Genomic DNA, 14,668 nt, shown 5'->3' with positions numbered 1-14,668 from the left:
CAAAGGCGCGCCTTAGCGGAATTCGGGCGAAGCCGCAAGGATGGGCGGCAGCTGCTGCCGTTTGGCAAGATGGAAAGTGCTCCTCCAGAGCCGAGATATCAGATGCCGTCGCGCTCAGCCTCGGGTGTCGAAACCAGCAAGGCCGAAGCGGCGTTGGCCGCGGTGACGGCGGCCCGCATGGCCTCGCCACGGGCAAGCGCCGCGGCCAGCGCGCCGACGAATTCGTCGCCCGCACCATGCGTGCTGACGACCTTGACCGGGATGGCCGGCAACGCGAAGGCCACACCGGTCCGGTCGCAGCAAGCGACGCCCTCGCCGCCCGCCGTAACGATTGCTGTCGGGCAGAGATCGACCAGAAGCCGCGCCGCTTGCGCGGCACCGTCCAGTGTTTCGACCACCGCCAGGCCGGCCAGGAATTCCGCCTCGATGGCGTTGACCACCAGGATATCGACGAGCGCGATCAACTCGCCGGAGAGTTTGCGCGCGGGGGCGGCATTGAGCAGGACGCGGCCGCCATGTCTTTTCACTGCGCGTGCAACGGCGATGTTGGCGGCTTCCGGTACCTCGTTCTGCAAGAGCAGCACGGAAGTTTGTGCCACCGCATCGGAGGCAGCCGCGATGTCCTTGTCGCCCAGCGTCAAATTGCTGCCGGAGACGATCACCGCGCCATAGTCGCCGCCTTCGTCGAAGATCGCCACGCTCATGCCGGACCCGGCGCCCGGCACTACGCGAACGAAGCGGCGGTCGACACCGGCGCGATCGAGATTGGCCAGCAGCGCCGTGCCAAAATCGTCGTCGCCGACGGCGCCGATCATTGCCGCGCGCATACCGGCTCTTGCCACTGACACCGCCTGGTTGCCGCCCTTGCCGCCGCATTTCGGGTGCCAGGCATAGCCGGTCACCGTTTCGCCCTTGCGCGGGCGGCCGGGGGCGTCGACCATGATGTCATAGTGCAGGCTGCCGAACACGGTGACCAGCGGCGTTGTGCTCATGAGCCCCGATCTTTTCGTTTCGATGCAACCGCCGACATGGTGCGGCCGAGATTGCGCTCCGCCGCCTGGTAGTCGCGCTGCGCCACCGCCACGAACAGCGCGTCGAGAATGTTGAGCTGGGCAATGCGCGCCGCCGCGTTCTCCCCCATCAGCGGCGAGCCCTGCGCGGTGGAGCACAGCACAATGTCGGCGACTGCGGCCAGCGGCGAAGTGTCGTAATTGGTGATGGCCAGTGTGCGGGCACCGTTCTTGCGGGCCAGCTGGATGGCATCAATGACGGCTGACGTATTGCCGGAATGCGAGAAGCCGACGGCGATGTCGTCTGGGCCGAGCAGTGAGGCCGACATCAGCATCATGTGCGAGTCGTCAAAGACGTTCGTGCGGATGCCGATGCGCAGGAATTTGTGCGAGACGTCGCGCGCGATCTGCGCCGAACCGCCGACGCCGTAGAAGTCACGATTTCCGGCGCGGTACAGAAGATCGGCGGCGCGGTCGAAATCCTCGATATCGAGGATGGCCAGCGTCTCCTCCAGCGCCTGGATGGAGGTGCGGAACACTTTTTGCACGATCTCGGCCGAACTGTCGTCCGACGACAGTTCCTGGTGCATCTCCGCGGTCGGCAGGCGGCTGTATTCATAGACGGCGGTGCGGAAGTCGCGATAGCCGGAGAAGCCGAGCTTCTTGGCGATCTTGACCACCATCGCCTCGGATACACCGGATTCCTCGGCGATCTGCTTCAGCGGAATGCTCTCGTCAAAGCCGCGCCGGCCAAAGACGGTTTCCACCACCTTCGCCTCCAGCGGGGTGAGATGCGGCATCATCATGCGGATGCGCGGTCCTACCGCTTTCAGGTCCAGCCCGCTCAAGGTCATCCACGCCCCCTCGTCACACGATCAATAAGCATCGCGGCGAGGATTATAAGACCAGTTGCCAGAAGCTGATAGAAGGACTGCACGTTCATCAGCGTCAAACCGTTGCGCATGGCGCCGAGGATGACGGCGCCCAGAATGGTGCCGACGACGCTGCCCTTGCCGCCCATCAGCGAGGCGCCACCGATGGCCGCCGCGGCAATGGCGTCGAGTTCCCAGAGATTGCCGAGGATGGGCTCGGCGGCGCCCAGCCGGCCAACCAGGATCTGCGCGGCAAGGGCCGCCAGCAGGCCTGAGATCATGTAGGCGGCGATCTTGGTGCGGGCGATCGGCACGCCGGCGATATAGGCGGCCTCCTCATTGCCGCCGACGGCAAGCAGATATTCGCCGAAGGGCGTCTTCTTCAAAACGATCCAGGCGATGACAGCCACACCGGCAACGATGATGACCGCCAGCGGCAGCCCGAACAGCGAGCCGTTGAAGATGGCGCGGAAGCTTGTGGGCAGGCCGAGCACCGGATTGCCGCCGGTATAGATCAGCGCCAGCGCCCGGTAGGTGCTGAGCGTTCCCAATGTGACGATGAAGGGCTGCAGCCCGACATAGGCGACGAGCAAGCCGTTGACGAGGCCGCAGGCGAGGCCAATGGCAAAGCCGGCGGCTATGGCGAGCGGAAACGGCACGCCGGCGACCAGCATCGAGGCCGAGATGACGGCCGAAAGGGCTGCCGTCGGCCCGACCGACAGATCGATGCCGCCGGAGATGATGACCAGCGTCATGCCCAGCGCCAAGCACGCGTTGATGCTCGACTGCTGCAGGATGTTGATCAGGTTGCGCTCGGCGAAGAAGCCGGGCACCAGAGCGCCGAACACGACCAGGATCACGACAAGGCCGATCAGCGTGCCGGCGTCGCGCATGGAGAACCCGCGCAGGAACTCGGTCCGTGGCTGCACCAGAGTGGTATCCGACATATCCGTCACCTAATGCCTTGCCGGCCGTGCCGCCGGCGTTTGCGTTTGCGGGATGGCGTGCGCCGCGATCGCCGGTTCGCTGATGTCGTTCCTGTCGAGTTCGGCCGCGATCGTGCCGTCGCGCATGACCAGCACGCGGTCGGCAAGCCGGATCACCTCGGGAAGCTCGGAGGAGACGACAATCACCGAATGACCCTCGGCTGCGAGTTCCTCGATCAGATGATAGATTTCGGCCTTGGCGCCGACATCGATGCCGCGTGTCGGCTCGTCGAACAAAAGAATGCGCGTGCCCGCCGACAGCCAGCGCCCGATGATCGCTTTCTGCTGGTTGCCGCCGCTGAACAGCCGGATCGGCCGGTCGAGGAGGAACGGGCGCAGATTGACGCGGCTCATCTTCTCGGCTGCCACCCGCTTCAGCCTGGTGTGATCGATGACGCCGCGAGGCGCGAACACGCCCATCGACGCCAATGCCATGTTGCTAGTGATCGACCGCAGCGGCACGATGCCCTCGCGCTTGCGCTCCTCCGGTACCAGGCCGATGCCGGCGGCAATCGCATCGCGCGGGCTGGAAAATCGCGTCGCCTTGCCGTCGATTGCAATCGTACCAGCGGATGCGCGGTCGACGCCGGCCAGCAGCCGTAGCAACTCGGTGCGCCCGGATCCGACCAGGCCGGCAATGCCGAGCACCTCGCCGCGATGCAGGTCGAACGAAACGTCGCGGACTTTCGTCGCGGAGGCCAGGCCGCGTACGCTCAGCATGACCTCGCCGGAGGCATGGGAGTTATGGTGTTCCTGAGCCAATTCGCGGCCGACCATCATCGCGACGACCGCTTTCTCCGACAGGCTTGCCAGATCGACGGAATCGACAACGACACCGTCGCGCATGATGGTGGCGCGCTGGCAGATGCCGAACACCTCGTCCAGCTTGTGCGAGACATAGACAACCGCCACGCCGTCGCGCGCGAGCCCTGTGATGACTTCGGCGAGGCGTTCGAATTCGCTCGGCGTCAGGCTCGATGTCGGCTCGTCCATCGCGACGATGCGGGCGCGATCGAGCAGCGCGCGGGCGATCTCGACGATCTGTCGCTGCGCTACCTTCAGCGTGCCAAGGGGGGCCGCTGGATCGATGGACGGATCGATGGCGGCAAGAGCCTCGGCGGCACGGCGTTCCTGCTCTCGCCGGGCGACGAAGATGCCGCCGCGCGTCAGCGGATGGCCGAGAAACATATTCTGGGCGACGCTGAGGCGCGGCACCTGCTGCAGTTCCTGATGGATCATGGCCACACCCGCCGCGCGCGCCGCGACCGGATTGGCTAGTGTGACCGGCTTGCCGTCGATAAGGACGCTTCCCGCCGTCGGCCTGTAGACGCCCGACAGGATGCGCAGCAGCGTCGACTTGCCGGCGCCGTTCTCGCCGAGCAGCCCGTGAATTTCACCGGCACCGACCGAGAAGGACACGTCGCTGAGCGCCCGTACGGCCGGAAACAGCTTGGAAATGCCCACGAATTGCAGCCTGGGGACAGACATCAGTTCGTTCTCCAGGCAGGGTGCCAGCCTTGGGCTGGCACCCGCCACCCCGCCCTTTAGTTGCCTGCCGCGGCGTCCTCGAGAAGCGCCTTGCGCACGGCGTCACCCGCGCCGGAATAGCGGTCTGCGTTGTCCTTGGTGATCAATGCCTGCGGCGTGGCGACGACACGCGGCAGCTTCTGTCCCGCCACCAGCCGCAGCGCCGTTTCCAGCGCCACCTCGCCGGTCAGCACCGGGAAACTATCGACCGTGCCGGTCAGTTCGCCGGCACGGATCGAGGCATAGGCGTCGGAAATGCCGTCAGTGCCGAACACGGCAACCTTGTCCTGCAGGCCTGCGGCCTTGACCGCCTCGACGATGCCCAGCGCCATGCCGTCATTGTTGGCATAGAAGCCGATCAGGTCGGGGTGCTGCTGCAGGATGTTGGTGGCCGCGTCATAGGAGGTCTGGCGGTCCCAGTTGCCGGGAACACTGGCGACGACCTCGAACTTGCCGGACTCGCTAATGGTGGTCTTGAAGCCGTCGGTGCGTTGGACGGCGGCATAGACGCCGGCCTGGCCCTCGACGATGGCGACCTTGCCGCCATTCGGACGGTTCTTGATGAACCATTTGGCGACGCGCACGCCATTGTCGCGCTGGACATTGCCGACATAGTGCTCGGCTTGCGGGATGACCGCGTCGTTGACGTTGACGACCGGCACGTTGGCGGCTTTGGCCTGTTCCATGATCGGCTGCAGATTGGCGTCCGTCTGCGGCGAGACGAGCAGCACGTTGTAGCCTTGCGTCACCAGGCCTTCGGCGATGGTGAGCTGGCCGAGCTGGTCGCCTTCGCTCTGCGCCGCCTGATAGACGACGGGCACGCCAACCTTGTCGCCGAACGCCTTGTAGCCCTCGCCGAGCGAGCGCCAGTATTCATTGGTCAGCGTCTTGGAGACGGCGCCGGCCTTGGTGCCTTGGGGCAGCTTGGGCAATGCGCCGAACTTGGCTTCGACCTGCGACCAGTCGATGCGGTCCTTCTCGGTATCGGAATTGAGCGGCGCGAGATCGGCCGAAAACGCTGAGCCGATCGATAGTGCCATCAGCGCGGCGGTGGTGGTGGCAAGCAGAAATTTCATTGTATTCCTCCCTTGTTGAAAACGGTGGTGGCGTCCAGGCGCGTCAGCTGTCCCGGACGCCTCAGCTGTCCGGACCGAGCATGATTTCCTGGATGATGGCCTGCGACGTCACCGCGTCCTGGCGGTCGACAGCGGCGGACAGGCGGTTGTCCTGATCGATCCGGTCGACGACGCGCAGCATGCGCTTGACGGTGGCAATGTTGACTTCGCACTCGTGCACCGGATCGAGCCCGGTCATGTCGGGGAAGGTGTCGAAATAGATGGCGCCGGCGTAGCCGTCCTTGCGGATCTGGCGGAGCAGTTCGATCGTCTGCAGCGTGTGCACGGCGCCGACCATCAGGCCGTCGTCGCGTTTGGCGTAGCCGTCATTGAGATGCACGCCGAGCAGCTTGCTGTGGCGTGCCACAAGGGCGGCGGCGAAGGCCGGCTGCTCGTCGGCATAGAGCACATGGGCGAAGTCGAGCGTGACCCCGAGATTGGGCAGGCCGACGTCGCGGATCGCCAGCAAGGTCGTCGCCGCATCCGGCATGAGGCTATAGGAGCGCGGCTCGTTGGGCTTGTACTCCAGGCTGATCTGGCAGTCGGGGTCGTGCGCCGCGACTTCACAAATTCCTTCTATTTCGTGTTGCCAGAGTGTCGCATAGTCGGCCTGGAAGGCGTAATCGAAGCCATCCTGTCCGAGCCACAGCGTCATCAGGCTGGCGCCGGCCTCGCGCACGGCGTCGATGCCGGCCTTGGTCAGGTCGATCGCTTCGCGGCGCACCGCCGGATCCGGATTGGTGAAGGCACCGAGCTTGAAGGCCGGATTGGAGTAGTAGCGCATGGCAAAGCCATTGATGGAGAGGCCAAGGTCGCCAAGGCTCCGCGCGATTTCAGCAGGTTTTTCGCTGACATGGTCGGGGAAATTCAGATCGAGGTCGGTCAACCCGGCAACCTTGGCGGCTCGCGCGGCCATCTGCATCAGTGACGGCTTGCCGGTGAGGTCGGGCCATTCGGCCTGTGGCCGCGAGGCAAAGGAATTCAGGCGCGTGGCGAAACGATTGGCTGTCATGATCGACCCTTCAACATTCATAACTTCACATAAACACAAATATTTGTAAAGTTATTGTTTTGAAAGGTTATGAGCGGCGGCCGGGCCGCAATTCGTCCAGGCCAGCGCAAATGCGCGCCGTGAACCGGCGATTTCTCAACTGACGCCGTAGGCTGAAGACCTGTCAGGGACGGTGGGATGAGCGGGGCACGGCCGTCGTCACACCGCCTTGCGGAAGCGGGCGACGAAGTCGTCGAGTTCGGGGCGCTCCATGTCGGAGATCGCCCAGTAGGAGAAGGCGCCGTCGCTCCAGTGCACCAGCGAGAAGCCGCCCGACGAGAGATCGTCAGGTGCTGTGGTGCCGCCGCCCTGCTGCGGTTCGGCGACCAGTGTGATCAGATGCTCGCGGTGGCGGTAGACCAGCGCCGGCACCGGCCGGTCGGCGATCACCTCGACCCGGCCGCCGATGAGCGCGTAGCCATCCTGGGCGAGGTCCGGCGCCGGCGGCGATACGCCCACCCGGGCGTCGAGCCACGGCTTCACCGTATGGCGGTCGGACGAAACGACATCGATAGGGCTGGCAGCAAGCAGACTGCGGCGATGGCCGCTGGCAACCGCTGCTGCGAAACCGTCGGATGCGCTGTTGACCATCAGCCATTGCGTCGCGCCGCTGGCCAGCACCGCGCTGATCATGATCGATGCTGCCATGGCACGCCAGTCGAACGAGCCGAAGCGGCGCGCCCTTGGCAGGACCCGCGTCTGCGACAGACGTGTTTCGGCGTTTCGCCTCTGGCCTCCCCCGATCAGGGCAATCAACCCCGGTTGCGCCGACGGCGTGCCCTGCTGAGGCTCCGCCGCCTCGTCTTGCACCGGCTCGTCTTGCGCCTGTTGTGCCGTGGCCGCCATGCCAATGGCCGCGATGCGGGCCTGAAAGGCATCGCTGACATCAGGGCGCGGCAAGCGGCTGACTGCCGCCTGCAAGGCGACGATGCGGGCGTGTTCGGCGGCAAGCTGCGGGTCGGCGGCGATGCGCCGCTCCACCGCCAGCACTGCTGCCGCGTCGAGTTCGCCATCAACGAGGGCGTGGATCATCAGTCTGATGCCTTCGGGATCGTTGGGCAGTCCGTCGTCATGGTTGGTCATGGCGTTCTCCCCAGTTCAGACACAAGCAGGCCGCGGGCACGAGCCAGCCGCGACATCACAGTGCCCATTGGTACGCTGAGCATGGCCGCTATCTCGCGATAGCTGAGGCCGTTGATATCGCGCAGCACCAGCGTCTCGCGAAACGGATGCGGCAGTGCCGCGATCGCCGCCTCCAGTGCCGCCGTATCCGCCCTGGCGATCAGGCTCGCCTCCGGACCATCTTCGCCCGGCAGGCTGGTGCCGTGCGCCGCTGCGATCTCGTCGAGATCGCCGAGGTCGCCGACGGTCAGCATACCGCGCGGCCGGTTGCGCGACATCCAGGTGTAGGCGGTGTTGCGCACGATGGTCAGCAGCCAGGCGCGGGCATTGCCGCCGGCATAGCCGGCGATGCCGGCATGCGCCTTCACGCAGGCCTCCTGCACCACGTCCTCGGCATCGGCGGCGTTGCCGGTCAGCCAACGGGCGAGCGCAAGCGCATCGCCGAGATGGGGCAGCACCACCTCGCCGAAGCGCTCGGCCAGGGCCTTCTCGCTCAACACCGCAGCATGATCCGGCACTCCGGGCAGGTTCTGCCATGCGCCTTCAGGGCGCGACGGTGATCTTGCCCTGCATGTGCGGGTGAAGTCCGCAGAAATAGGCAAAGTCGCCTGCTTTGGTGAAGGTGAATTCATATGTGTCACCGGTGTCAAGCGCCTTGGAGCGAAAGGAGGAATCATTGGCGACGACCAGATGCGGAATGTCGTCGTCGTTCCTGAAGATCACGGTGGTGCCGGGCTTGACCGTCAGCTCTCGTGGCGTGAAGGCGAAATTCTCGATTTTGACCATCGGCGCATCCGCCGCGCGCAGCGGCGGACAGGTCGCCGTGGTCAAGGTGAAGGCCGTGAGGATGGCGGCCATGTGCCGGGCCGGAAGGCGTATGCAAATCATGGTGATTTCCCTTTCAGGCTCAAGCCAGCGTCGAGTCGATGATGGCGAGATCCTGCCCGCCTTGCTTCACGGTGACACTGCTGGTGCCGAGCAGGCCGCGCAGTTGACCGGCCGGTACGGTCATCGGTCCAGGCGAGGCGGCGGTGCCTGGCGCCGGCTGCGGGAAGGCGGTCGAGCGCGCGGTGTGGAAGGTGACGTTGCCTTCCACCTTCTGCATGATCTGGTGGATGTGGCCGTTGAGCACGGTGACCGAGCCGAAGCGCTTGAGCAGGCCGAGCGCCTGTGCCGCGTCGTCGGTGCCCCAGCCCCATTCGGGATAGACGGCCCATAACGGGATATGGGCGAAGACGACGATCGGCATCGAGGCGCTGACCGCCTTCAGGTCGTCGGCCAGCCACGCCAGTTGCTCGGCGCCGAGATTGCCGAGCCCGCCGGCCTTGAGGTTGACGACATTGACCAGGGCCACGAAATGCACGCCGTTCTGGTCGAAGGAGTACCAGCCGGCGCCCTTGGTGCCCTTGCCATAACGGCCGAGATAGGCCTTGCCGTTGCCGTCATCGATCAGATCGTGCTCGCCCGGCACGTAATGCACGTCGAAGCCGGCGCCGCCGATGATCTCAGCCGCATTGTCGAACTGTGCCGGCTTGGAAAGATGGGTAATGTCGCCGGTGTGGATCATGAAGGCGGGCTTTTGCGGCAGCGCCTGGATCTTGCCCATGGCCTCCTTCAGCGTGTCGATGGCATGCGGATTGGCCGCCTTGTCGAAGCCGATATGGCTGTCGGAGATCTGCAGGAAGGTGAAGCCGGTGGCCATGGCTTCGGCGGCCTGTGCGGCGCCAAGCAGATTGAGCGACACCGGTACGCCGCCTGAAATCGTCCACAGCACGCCGGTGCCGGCCCAGATCATGCATTCCAGCGCATGGCGGCGGCTGATGCCGTCGCGTCCGCTCTCGTCATCGTGGTGATGGGTCATGTCGGTCTCCTCAACGCCAGGAGTGGCGTATGCTGAGGAGACCCGGGATGGCGGTGGTTTATTCCCGGCTGGTGCAGATCCGGCCGTTCACGGTCACGTGATGGCTGGCGACACCAGCATGCTAGGGGTCTAGAGCGGTTCACAGTTTCACGGAAACGCTGAACCGCTCCATCTCTCTGTTTTGACGCAATTCCCTTAGGGAAAGCGCTACGCGCTTTTCCCGGGAAAACCGTTTCACACTTTTCCTGGAATTGCTCTAGTCCGGCCAGCGCAAGGCGCCGGACGAATCCTTGCGGGCAGGCTTCATGGCGTCGATGGGCCGGTCGGCCGCGGTCAATATGTCTCGCAGCCGTTCGGCGACGATCTCCGCCTCGCCAGGGTGGAGATTGCACGGGTCGAGGAAGAAATGGCCGCGCTCGACCTCGTGGTTGCGCACGATGATGGGCGGCGAGCCCGCGGCCAGGGCCGAGGCGAGGCCGGCGGCGGTGAACCGGCTCTCAGGCGAAACGAAGATCTGCAGGCGATCAAGCGGATTGGCGGTCGGATCAGGGATGATCTGCGCGACGATGCCCGGCAGTCCCTGCAACGTGTCCTTCCACAGGTTGAGCGCTGCCTCTTCGCGCCGGCGGATGCCGTCATGGTCACGCTTTTCCCAGGCTTCGAGTGCGGCCATGGTGCCGGCGATGCTCTCCTTGCCGACCTTCATTGCGCGTGCGACGCCGCGGTTCTGCAGATAGGCGGCGCGCACCAGATCCTTGCGCCCGGTGACGATGCCGCTGGTCGGCCCGCTGAGGAATTTGTGGCCGCTATAGATGACAATGTCTGCGCCGCGCGCCAGGAAGCCACGCAGATCGTATTCGGAAGCCGCGTCGACAATCACCGGGACGCCCTTGGCGTGGCAGATTTCGCAGAATTCCTCCAGCGACAGCATGCCGTACTGCACGGTGTGGTGCGCGACGACATAGAGGCCCGCCGCTGTGCGGTCGCGGATTGCGTCACGCACATGATAGTCCTGGGTCACGCTGACCGTGCCGGCGGGAATGGTCTTTGCTCCGGCCAGCCTGACCGACTGGTCGATCGGCGCGCCGTAATTGACGATGTGACCGAGCTGGACGATGACTTCCGACTTGAGGTCCTCGGTGTCGTCCGGCAGGCGCTCGATGGCGAGCAGGTTGGTTCCCGTCATGGCGCCGGCGATCGCCATGGTGATGCCGCTGGCACAGCAGGCGGTGATGAAACCGGCCTCGCCGCCGGTGAGGCGTGCAACGATCGTGCTTGCGGCACGCTGCAGATCGTCCATCTCCACCCATTGCGAAGCCATTTCAGACATGGCGCTGATCGCTTCCGGGACGATGATCGATGCGCCAAGCGCAGTCATCGTGCCCGAGACATTGATGATCGGACGAAGGCCGAGCCGTTCGCGGATGGTGGTGTTGGAGCCGTCGGCGGAATAGGTTTTCATCTCTCGGATTCCATTTCTAAAAGTCAGGCGGCGATCTCGATGACCGCCTCGATTTCGACGGTGATGTTTCCGGGCAAGGAGCCGACGCCGATTGCCGAGCGGGCATGGCCGCCGATATTGTCGAAGACATCGGCGAAAAGGTCGGAGCAGCCGTTGACCACTTTCGGGTGGTCGCTGAAGGTCGGTATCGCGTTGACGAAGCCGAGCAGCTTGACGACCCGCACGATGCGGCCGAGATCGCCGGCGGCTGCGTGCATGACGGCGAGCAGATTGAGGCCGGTGAGGCGGGCATGCTGATAGGCCTGCTCTACCGTCACGTCCTCTCCAACCTTGCCGGTACAAAGCGTGCCGTCGGCCCGCAATGGCCCCTGGCCGGACAGGAAGATCAGCCGCCCGCTTTCGGCATGGGTGACGAAGTTGGCGATCGGGGTCGGCGGCTCGGGCAGCGTCAAGCCGAGTTCGGCGAGCCGGATATAAGGCGTCATCAAATGCTCCTTGCGACAGCTTTCGCTGTCCGGTGTCAGAAATGCGAGGCGCGGAAGCGCGCCAGGAAGGTGCGGAGGCGCTCGTTGGTGGTCTCCGCCGCGAGAATCTCCTTCGGTGGGCCGACGGCGCTGACACCACCATCGGCCATGAAGACGATGCGGCTCGAGGCGTCGCGCGCGAAGGCCATTTCGTGCGTCACCATCAGCATCGTCATGCCGTCCTCGGCGAGGCTGCGCACGACGGCCAGCACCTCGCCGACGAGTTCGGGGTCGAGCGCCGAGGTGATCTCGTCGAGCAGCAGGATCTTAGGCTCCATCGCCACGGCGCGGGCGATGCCGACGCGCTGCTGCTGGCCGCCGGACAGTTCGGCGGGCAGGCTGTCGGCCTTGTGGGCAAGGCCGACGCGGCCGAGCCAATGTTCGGCGATCGAGCGCGCCTCGGCTTCGCTTTTTCCCCGCACCTTGCGCAGCCCCAGCATGATGTTGCCGGCCGCCGTCAGGTGAGGAAAGAGGTTGAAGCTCTGGAACACCATCCCGGTTTCGGCGCGCATCGCGGCGAGATCGCGTTCGCTGCGGCGCTGACGGGTTCCCGAGTCGCGAAAGCCGACCTCCTTGCCGTCGATGCGGATCGAGCCGCTGTCATAGCTTTCCAGGAAGTTGACGCAACGCAGCAGCGTGGTCTTGCCGCTGCCCGAGGGGCCGATGACGGTCACCACCTCGCCGCGCGCCACTCGCAGGCTGACCGAGCGCAGGACCTGGGCGGCGCCAAAGGATTTGGAAACGTTGCGGACGTCGAGGAGGGCCGGGGTGTCGTTCGAACTTGTGGACATTGCTATTCCCGGATGAAGGAGAAACGCCGCTCGAGCCGCCGGCTGGCGAGCGAAAGGGCATAGTTGACCGCGAAATAGATGAGCGCGCCGAGGATGTAGAGCGGCATGGCCTCGTAGGTGCGGCCGATGACCTGGTTGATGGCCTGCATCAGGTCGGTGATGCCGAGCAGCGACACCAGTGCGCTGCCCTTGACCGCATCGGTGACGCCGTTGATCCAGGGTGGCAGGAAGCGCCTGAAGGCCTGCGGGAAGATGACGTAGGCCAGGCGCTGGCGAAAGGTCAGCCCGATCGCCATTGCTGCTTCCGACTGCCCTTTCGGGATGGAGCCGACCGCGCCCCTGAGATACTCGATGACCTGCGCCGTCTTGAACAAGGTGAGCGCAAGCACGGCGGCCCAGAACGACGGCAGATGAAGCCCGATCGCAGGCAGGCCGTAATAGACGAAGAACATCAGCACCAGGATCGGAATGCCGCGGATCGTGTCGCTGAAGATGCGCACCGCCCAGCGCAGCGGCGCGGGACCATAAACCAGGCCGACGCCCAGCAGGACGCCCGCGATGAGCGACAGGACCACGACCAGCAGCGACACCCACAAGGTCAAGGCGAAGCCTTGGGCAAGGAACGGCAAGGCATAGGCGATCTGGGTGAGCATGTCAGCGTGCCGCCCTGAATCGGCGCTCGACGAGCCGCAGCGCGAAAAGCAGCGCATAGCCGGTAAACAGGTACATCGCCGTCGTGACCAGGTAGACCTCGACGATGCGGAAGGTGTTGAAATTGATCCACTGGGCGCCGTAGGTGAGCTCGGGTACCGAGATGACCGAGGCGATAGAGGTGTCCTTGAACAGCGAGATGAAGGTGTTGGACAGCGCCGGCAAGGTGATGCGCAGCATAGTCGGCAGGCGCACATGGACCAGTCGCTGCCATGGCGTCAGGCCAATCGCCTTGCCGGCGTCGAGCTGGCCGCGCGGAACCGCTTCAAGGCCCGAGCGAAACACCTCGACCAGGTAGGCGCCGCTATAGACCGACAGCGTCAAGATGAACGAGGTCTGAGCGCTGTAGGCGAGGTCGACCACGGTCGGCAAGCCATAGAAGACGAGGTAGACGAGCAGGATCAGCGGCACGTTGCGGATGAATTCGACATAGGCGGCGATGGCCGCCCGCACCGCGCGCCCTGCCGAGACATACCAGACAGCCAGAACCAGGCCGATGACGATGCCGATGGCGATCGAGATGACGGCCAGTTCGAGACTGAGCAGCAGGCCGCCCCACAGCTTGTCGAAATGCCGCCAGATCAGGTTGAAGTTGAGGGCATAGCCCATGCGTCCGCCTCAGTGCGAAGGGCCGTCGAGGAGAAGCCGGCGGAAAGGCGCCGAATGCTGCCCTTCCGCCAACTGGATCAGATGACTGGAAAACCGGGATGGCGCGCCGGCGGCTCCTGCCCGAAATAATCCTTGAACGCGGCGTCGTAGAGCGCCGTTTCGTGACCGAACATGGCGATGGTGAAGGTCTGATTGACGAAGGTCAGCCAGTCGAGATCGCCTTGCCGGAGCGCGGCGCCATAAAGCATCGAGAACCAGCTCTTGCCGGCGTCGAAGTATTTGTCCGGATTGCGCGAGGCAAGCCAACGCACGGTCGAAAGATCGACCGCTGCAGCATCGACACGCTTGGCTTCCAGCGCCTGCAACACGTTGGCCTGGGTGTCGATCTGCATCACCTGCGACTGCGGCAGAGCTATGTGCACCGATGCTTCGGCATCGACGTTCTGCAGGATCGAGACGCGTGTCGCCGAACCTGCGGCAAGCAATTTATCGAAGGTCTTGTTCTCGGCGGTCGGAAGGGTCAGCAAGGCGACACCCTCGACATAGTAGGGCCGGGAAAAATTGATCAACTGCGAGCGCTGGGCGCTCATGGTCATGAACTGGATGGTGATGTCGACCTTGTTGGTGGTGACGTTGGGAATGCGCTGCGCCGGATCCTGCATAACGAACTCGACCTTGGTCGGGTCATCGAAAAGGCCCTTGGCAAGAATGCGCGCCATGGTGATGTCCATGCCGACCAGTTCGCCGGCATCGTTCTCGAAGTGCCAGGGCGCGTTGGTGCTGCCGGTGCCGACGATCAGCTTGCCGCGGTCGAGCACGGTGCGCAGCAGGCTGTCGGATGCCGCCTGAGCAGCGGCCTTCTGGGCATCGACGGTTGCCAGCACACCAGCCGTGGCCAGTCCCGCCATTCCCAATTTTAGAAAATCACGTCTTCCGGATGTGTCGTTCACGGCGACCTCCTTTCGTGTTGTGTTCCCCTATGCACAGGCAATACACGCATCGTTGATTTTCAGAGAAATTGTCTCTT

General features: G+C 64.5%; 16 protein-coding genes. All 16 read right to left on the bottom strand.

Annotation, left to right across the window (positions count from 1 at the left end; all coding sequences use genetic code 11):
* Positions 1-98: 98 nt before the first annotated feature.
* The 16 genes from B5V02_RS12495 to B5V02_RS12420 all read right to left on the bottom strand — a co-directional run bounded on the left by B5V02_RS12495 (position 99) and on the right by B5V02_RS12420 (position 14,591).
* On the bottom strand, positions 99-992 hold the full coding sequence (locus B5V02_RS12495; protein ID WP_111544474.1) for a ribokinase: 894 nt from the start codon (positions 990-992) through the stop codon (positions 99-101).
* On the bottom strand, positions 989-1,864 hold the full coding sequence (locus B5V02_RS12490) for a MurR/RpiR family transcriptional regulator (protein ID WP_111544473.1): 876 nt from the start codon (positions 1,862-1,864) through the stop codon (positions 989-991). Before B5V02_RS12490 ends, B5V02_RS12495 begins: the two co-directional genes overlap by 4 nt.
* Positions 1,861-2,829, bottom strand: a complete 969-nt coding sequence (locus B5V02_RS12485) for an ABC transporter permease (protein ID WP_111544472.1) — start codon at positions 2,827-2,829, stop codon at positions 1,861-1,863. Before B5V02_RS12485 ends, B5V02_RS12490 begins: the two co-directional genes overlap by 4 nt.
* A 9-nt stretch (positions 2,830-2,838) precedes the next feature.
* A complete protein-coding gene (locus B5V02_RS12480; RefSeq protein WP_111544549.1) occupies positions 2,839-4,356 on the bottom strand; it encodes a sugar ABC transporter ATP-binding protein in 1,518 nt (505 codons plus the stop codon).
* Positions 4,357-4,412: 56 nt separating this feature from the next.
* On the bottom strand, positions 4,413-5,471 hold the full coding sequence (locus B5V02_RS12475) for a sugar ABC transporter substrate-binding protein (protein WP_111544471.1): 1,059 nt from the start codon (positions 5,469-5,471) through the stop codon (positions 4,413-4,415).
* 61 nt (positions 5,472-5,532) lie between these two features.
* Positions 5,533-6,522 carry a sugar phosphate isomerase/epimerase family protein gene (locus tag B5V02_RS12470; protein WP_111544548.1) on the bottom strand — a complete coding sequence of 330 codons (990 nt, stop codon included), beginning with the start codon at positions 6,520-6,522 and terminating at the stop codon, positions 5,533-5,535.
* Between the two features lie 198 nt (positions 6,523-6,720).
* Entirely contained in the window at positions 6,721-7,644 is a 924-nt protein-coding gene (locus B5V02_RS12465) for an anti-sigma factor family protein (protein ID WP_111544470.1), read from the bottom strand.
* Positions 7,641-8,180 (bottom strand): sigma-70 family RNA polymerase sigma factor, encoded by a 540-nt coding sequence (locus B5V02_RS12460; protein WP_245445886.1) that lies wholly within the window; start codon positions 8,178-8,180, stop codon positions 7,641-7,643. The genes B5V02_RS12465 and B5V02_RS12460 overlap by 4 nt, the downstream gene beginning before the upstream one ends.
* 46 nt (positions 8,181-8,226) lie before the next feature.
* Positions 8,227-8,541 carry a cupredoxin domain-containing protein gene (locus tag B5V02_RS12455; RefSeq protein ID WP_111544468.1) on the bottom strand — a complete coding sequence of 105 codons (315 nt, stop codon included), beginning with the start codon at positions 8,539-8,541 and terminating at the stop codon, positions 8,227-8,229.
* Positions 8,542-8,590: 49 nt separating this feature from the next.
* On the bottom strand, positions 8,591-9,544 hold the full coding sequence (locus B5V02_RS12450; protein WP_111544467.1) for a metallophosphoesterase family protein: 954 nt from the start codon (positions 9,542-9,544) through the stop codon (positions 8,591-8,593).
* A gap of 256 nt (positions 9,545-9,800) precedes the next feature.
* On the bottom strand, positions 9,801-11,006 hold the full coding sequence (locus B5V02_RS12445; protein ID WP_111544466.1) for an aminotransferase class V-fold PLP-dependent enzyme: 1,206 nt from the start codon (positions 11,004-11,006) through the stop codon (positions 9,801-9,803).
* Between the two features lie 23 nt (positions 11,007-11,029).
* Positions 11,030-11,491, bottom strand: coding sequence for a RidA family protein (locus B5V02_RS12440; protein WP_111544547.1), 462 nt, complete (start codon positions 11,489-11,491; stop codon positions 11,030-11,032).
* A gap of 35 nt (positions 11,492-11,526) precedes the next feature.
* Entirely contained in the window at positions 11,527-12,321 is a 795-nt protein-coding gene (locus B5V02_RS12435) for an amino acid ABC transporter ATP-binding protein (RefSeq protein WP_111544465.1), read from the bottom strand.
* Between the two features lie 2 nt (positions 12,322-12,323).
* Positions 12,324-12,974, bottom strand: coding sequence for an amino acid ABC transporter permease (locus B5V02_RS12430; protein ID WP_111544464.1), 651 nt, complete (start codon positions 12,972-12,974; stop codon positions 12,324-12,326).
* Between the two features lies 1 nt (position 12,975).
* On the bottom strand, positions 12,976-13,641 hold the full coding sequence (locus B5V02_RS12425; protein ID WP_111544463.1) for an amino acid ABC transporter permease: 666 nt from the start codon (positions 13,639-13,641) through the stop codon (positions 12,976-12,978).
* 77 nt (positions 13,642-13,718) lie between these two features.
* On the bottom strand, positions 13,719-14,591 hold the full coding sequence (locus tag B5V02_RS12420; RefSeq protein WP_111544462.1) for a transporter substrate-binding protein: 873 nt from the start codon (positions 14,589-14,591) through the stop codon (positions 13,719-13,721).
* Positions 14,592-14,668: the final 77 nt, after the last annotated feature.

Source organism: Mesorhizobium kowhaii (genome assembly GCF_003253745.1).
GTDB classification, from domain to species: Bacteria; Pseudomonadota; Alphaproteobacteria; order Rhizobiales; family Rhizobiaceae; genus Mesorhizobium; species Mesorhizobium kowhaii.
Note: the sequence above shows the minus strand (reverse complement) of the source record. Positions and strands in the feature narration are given on the sequence as shown.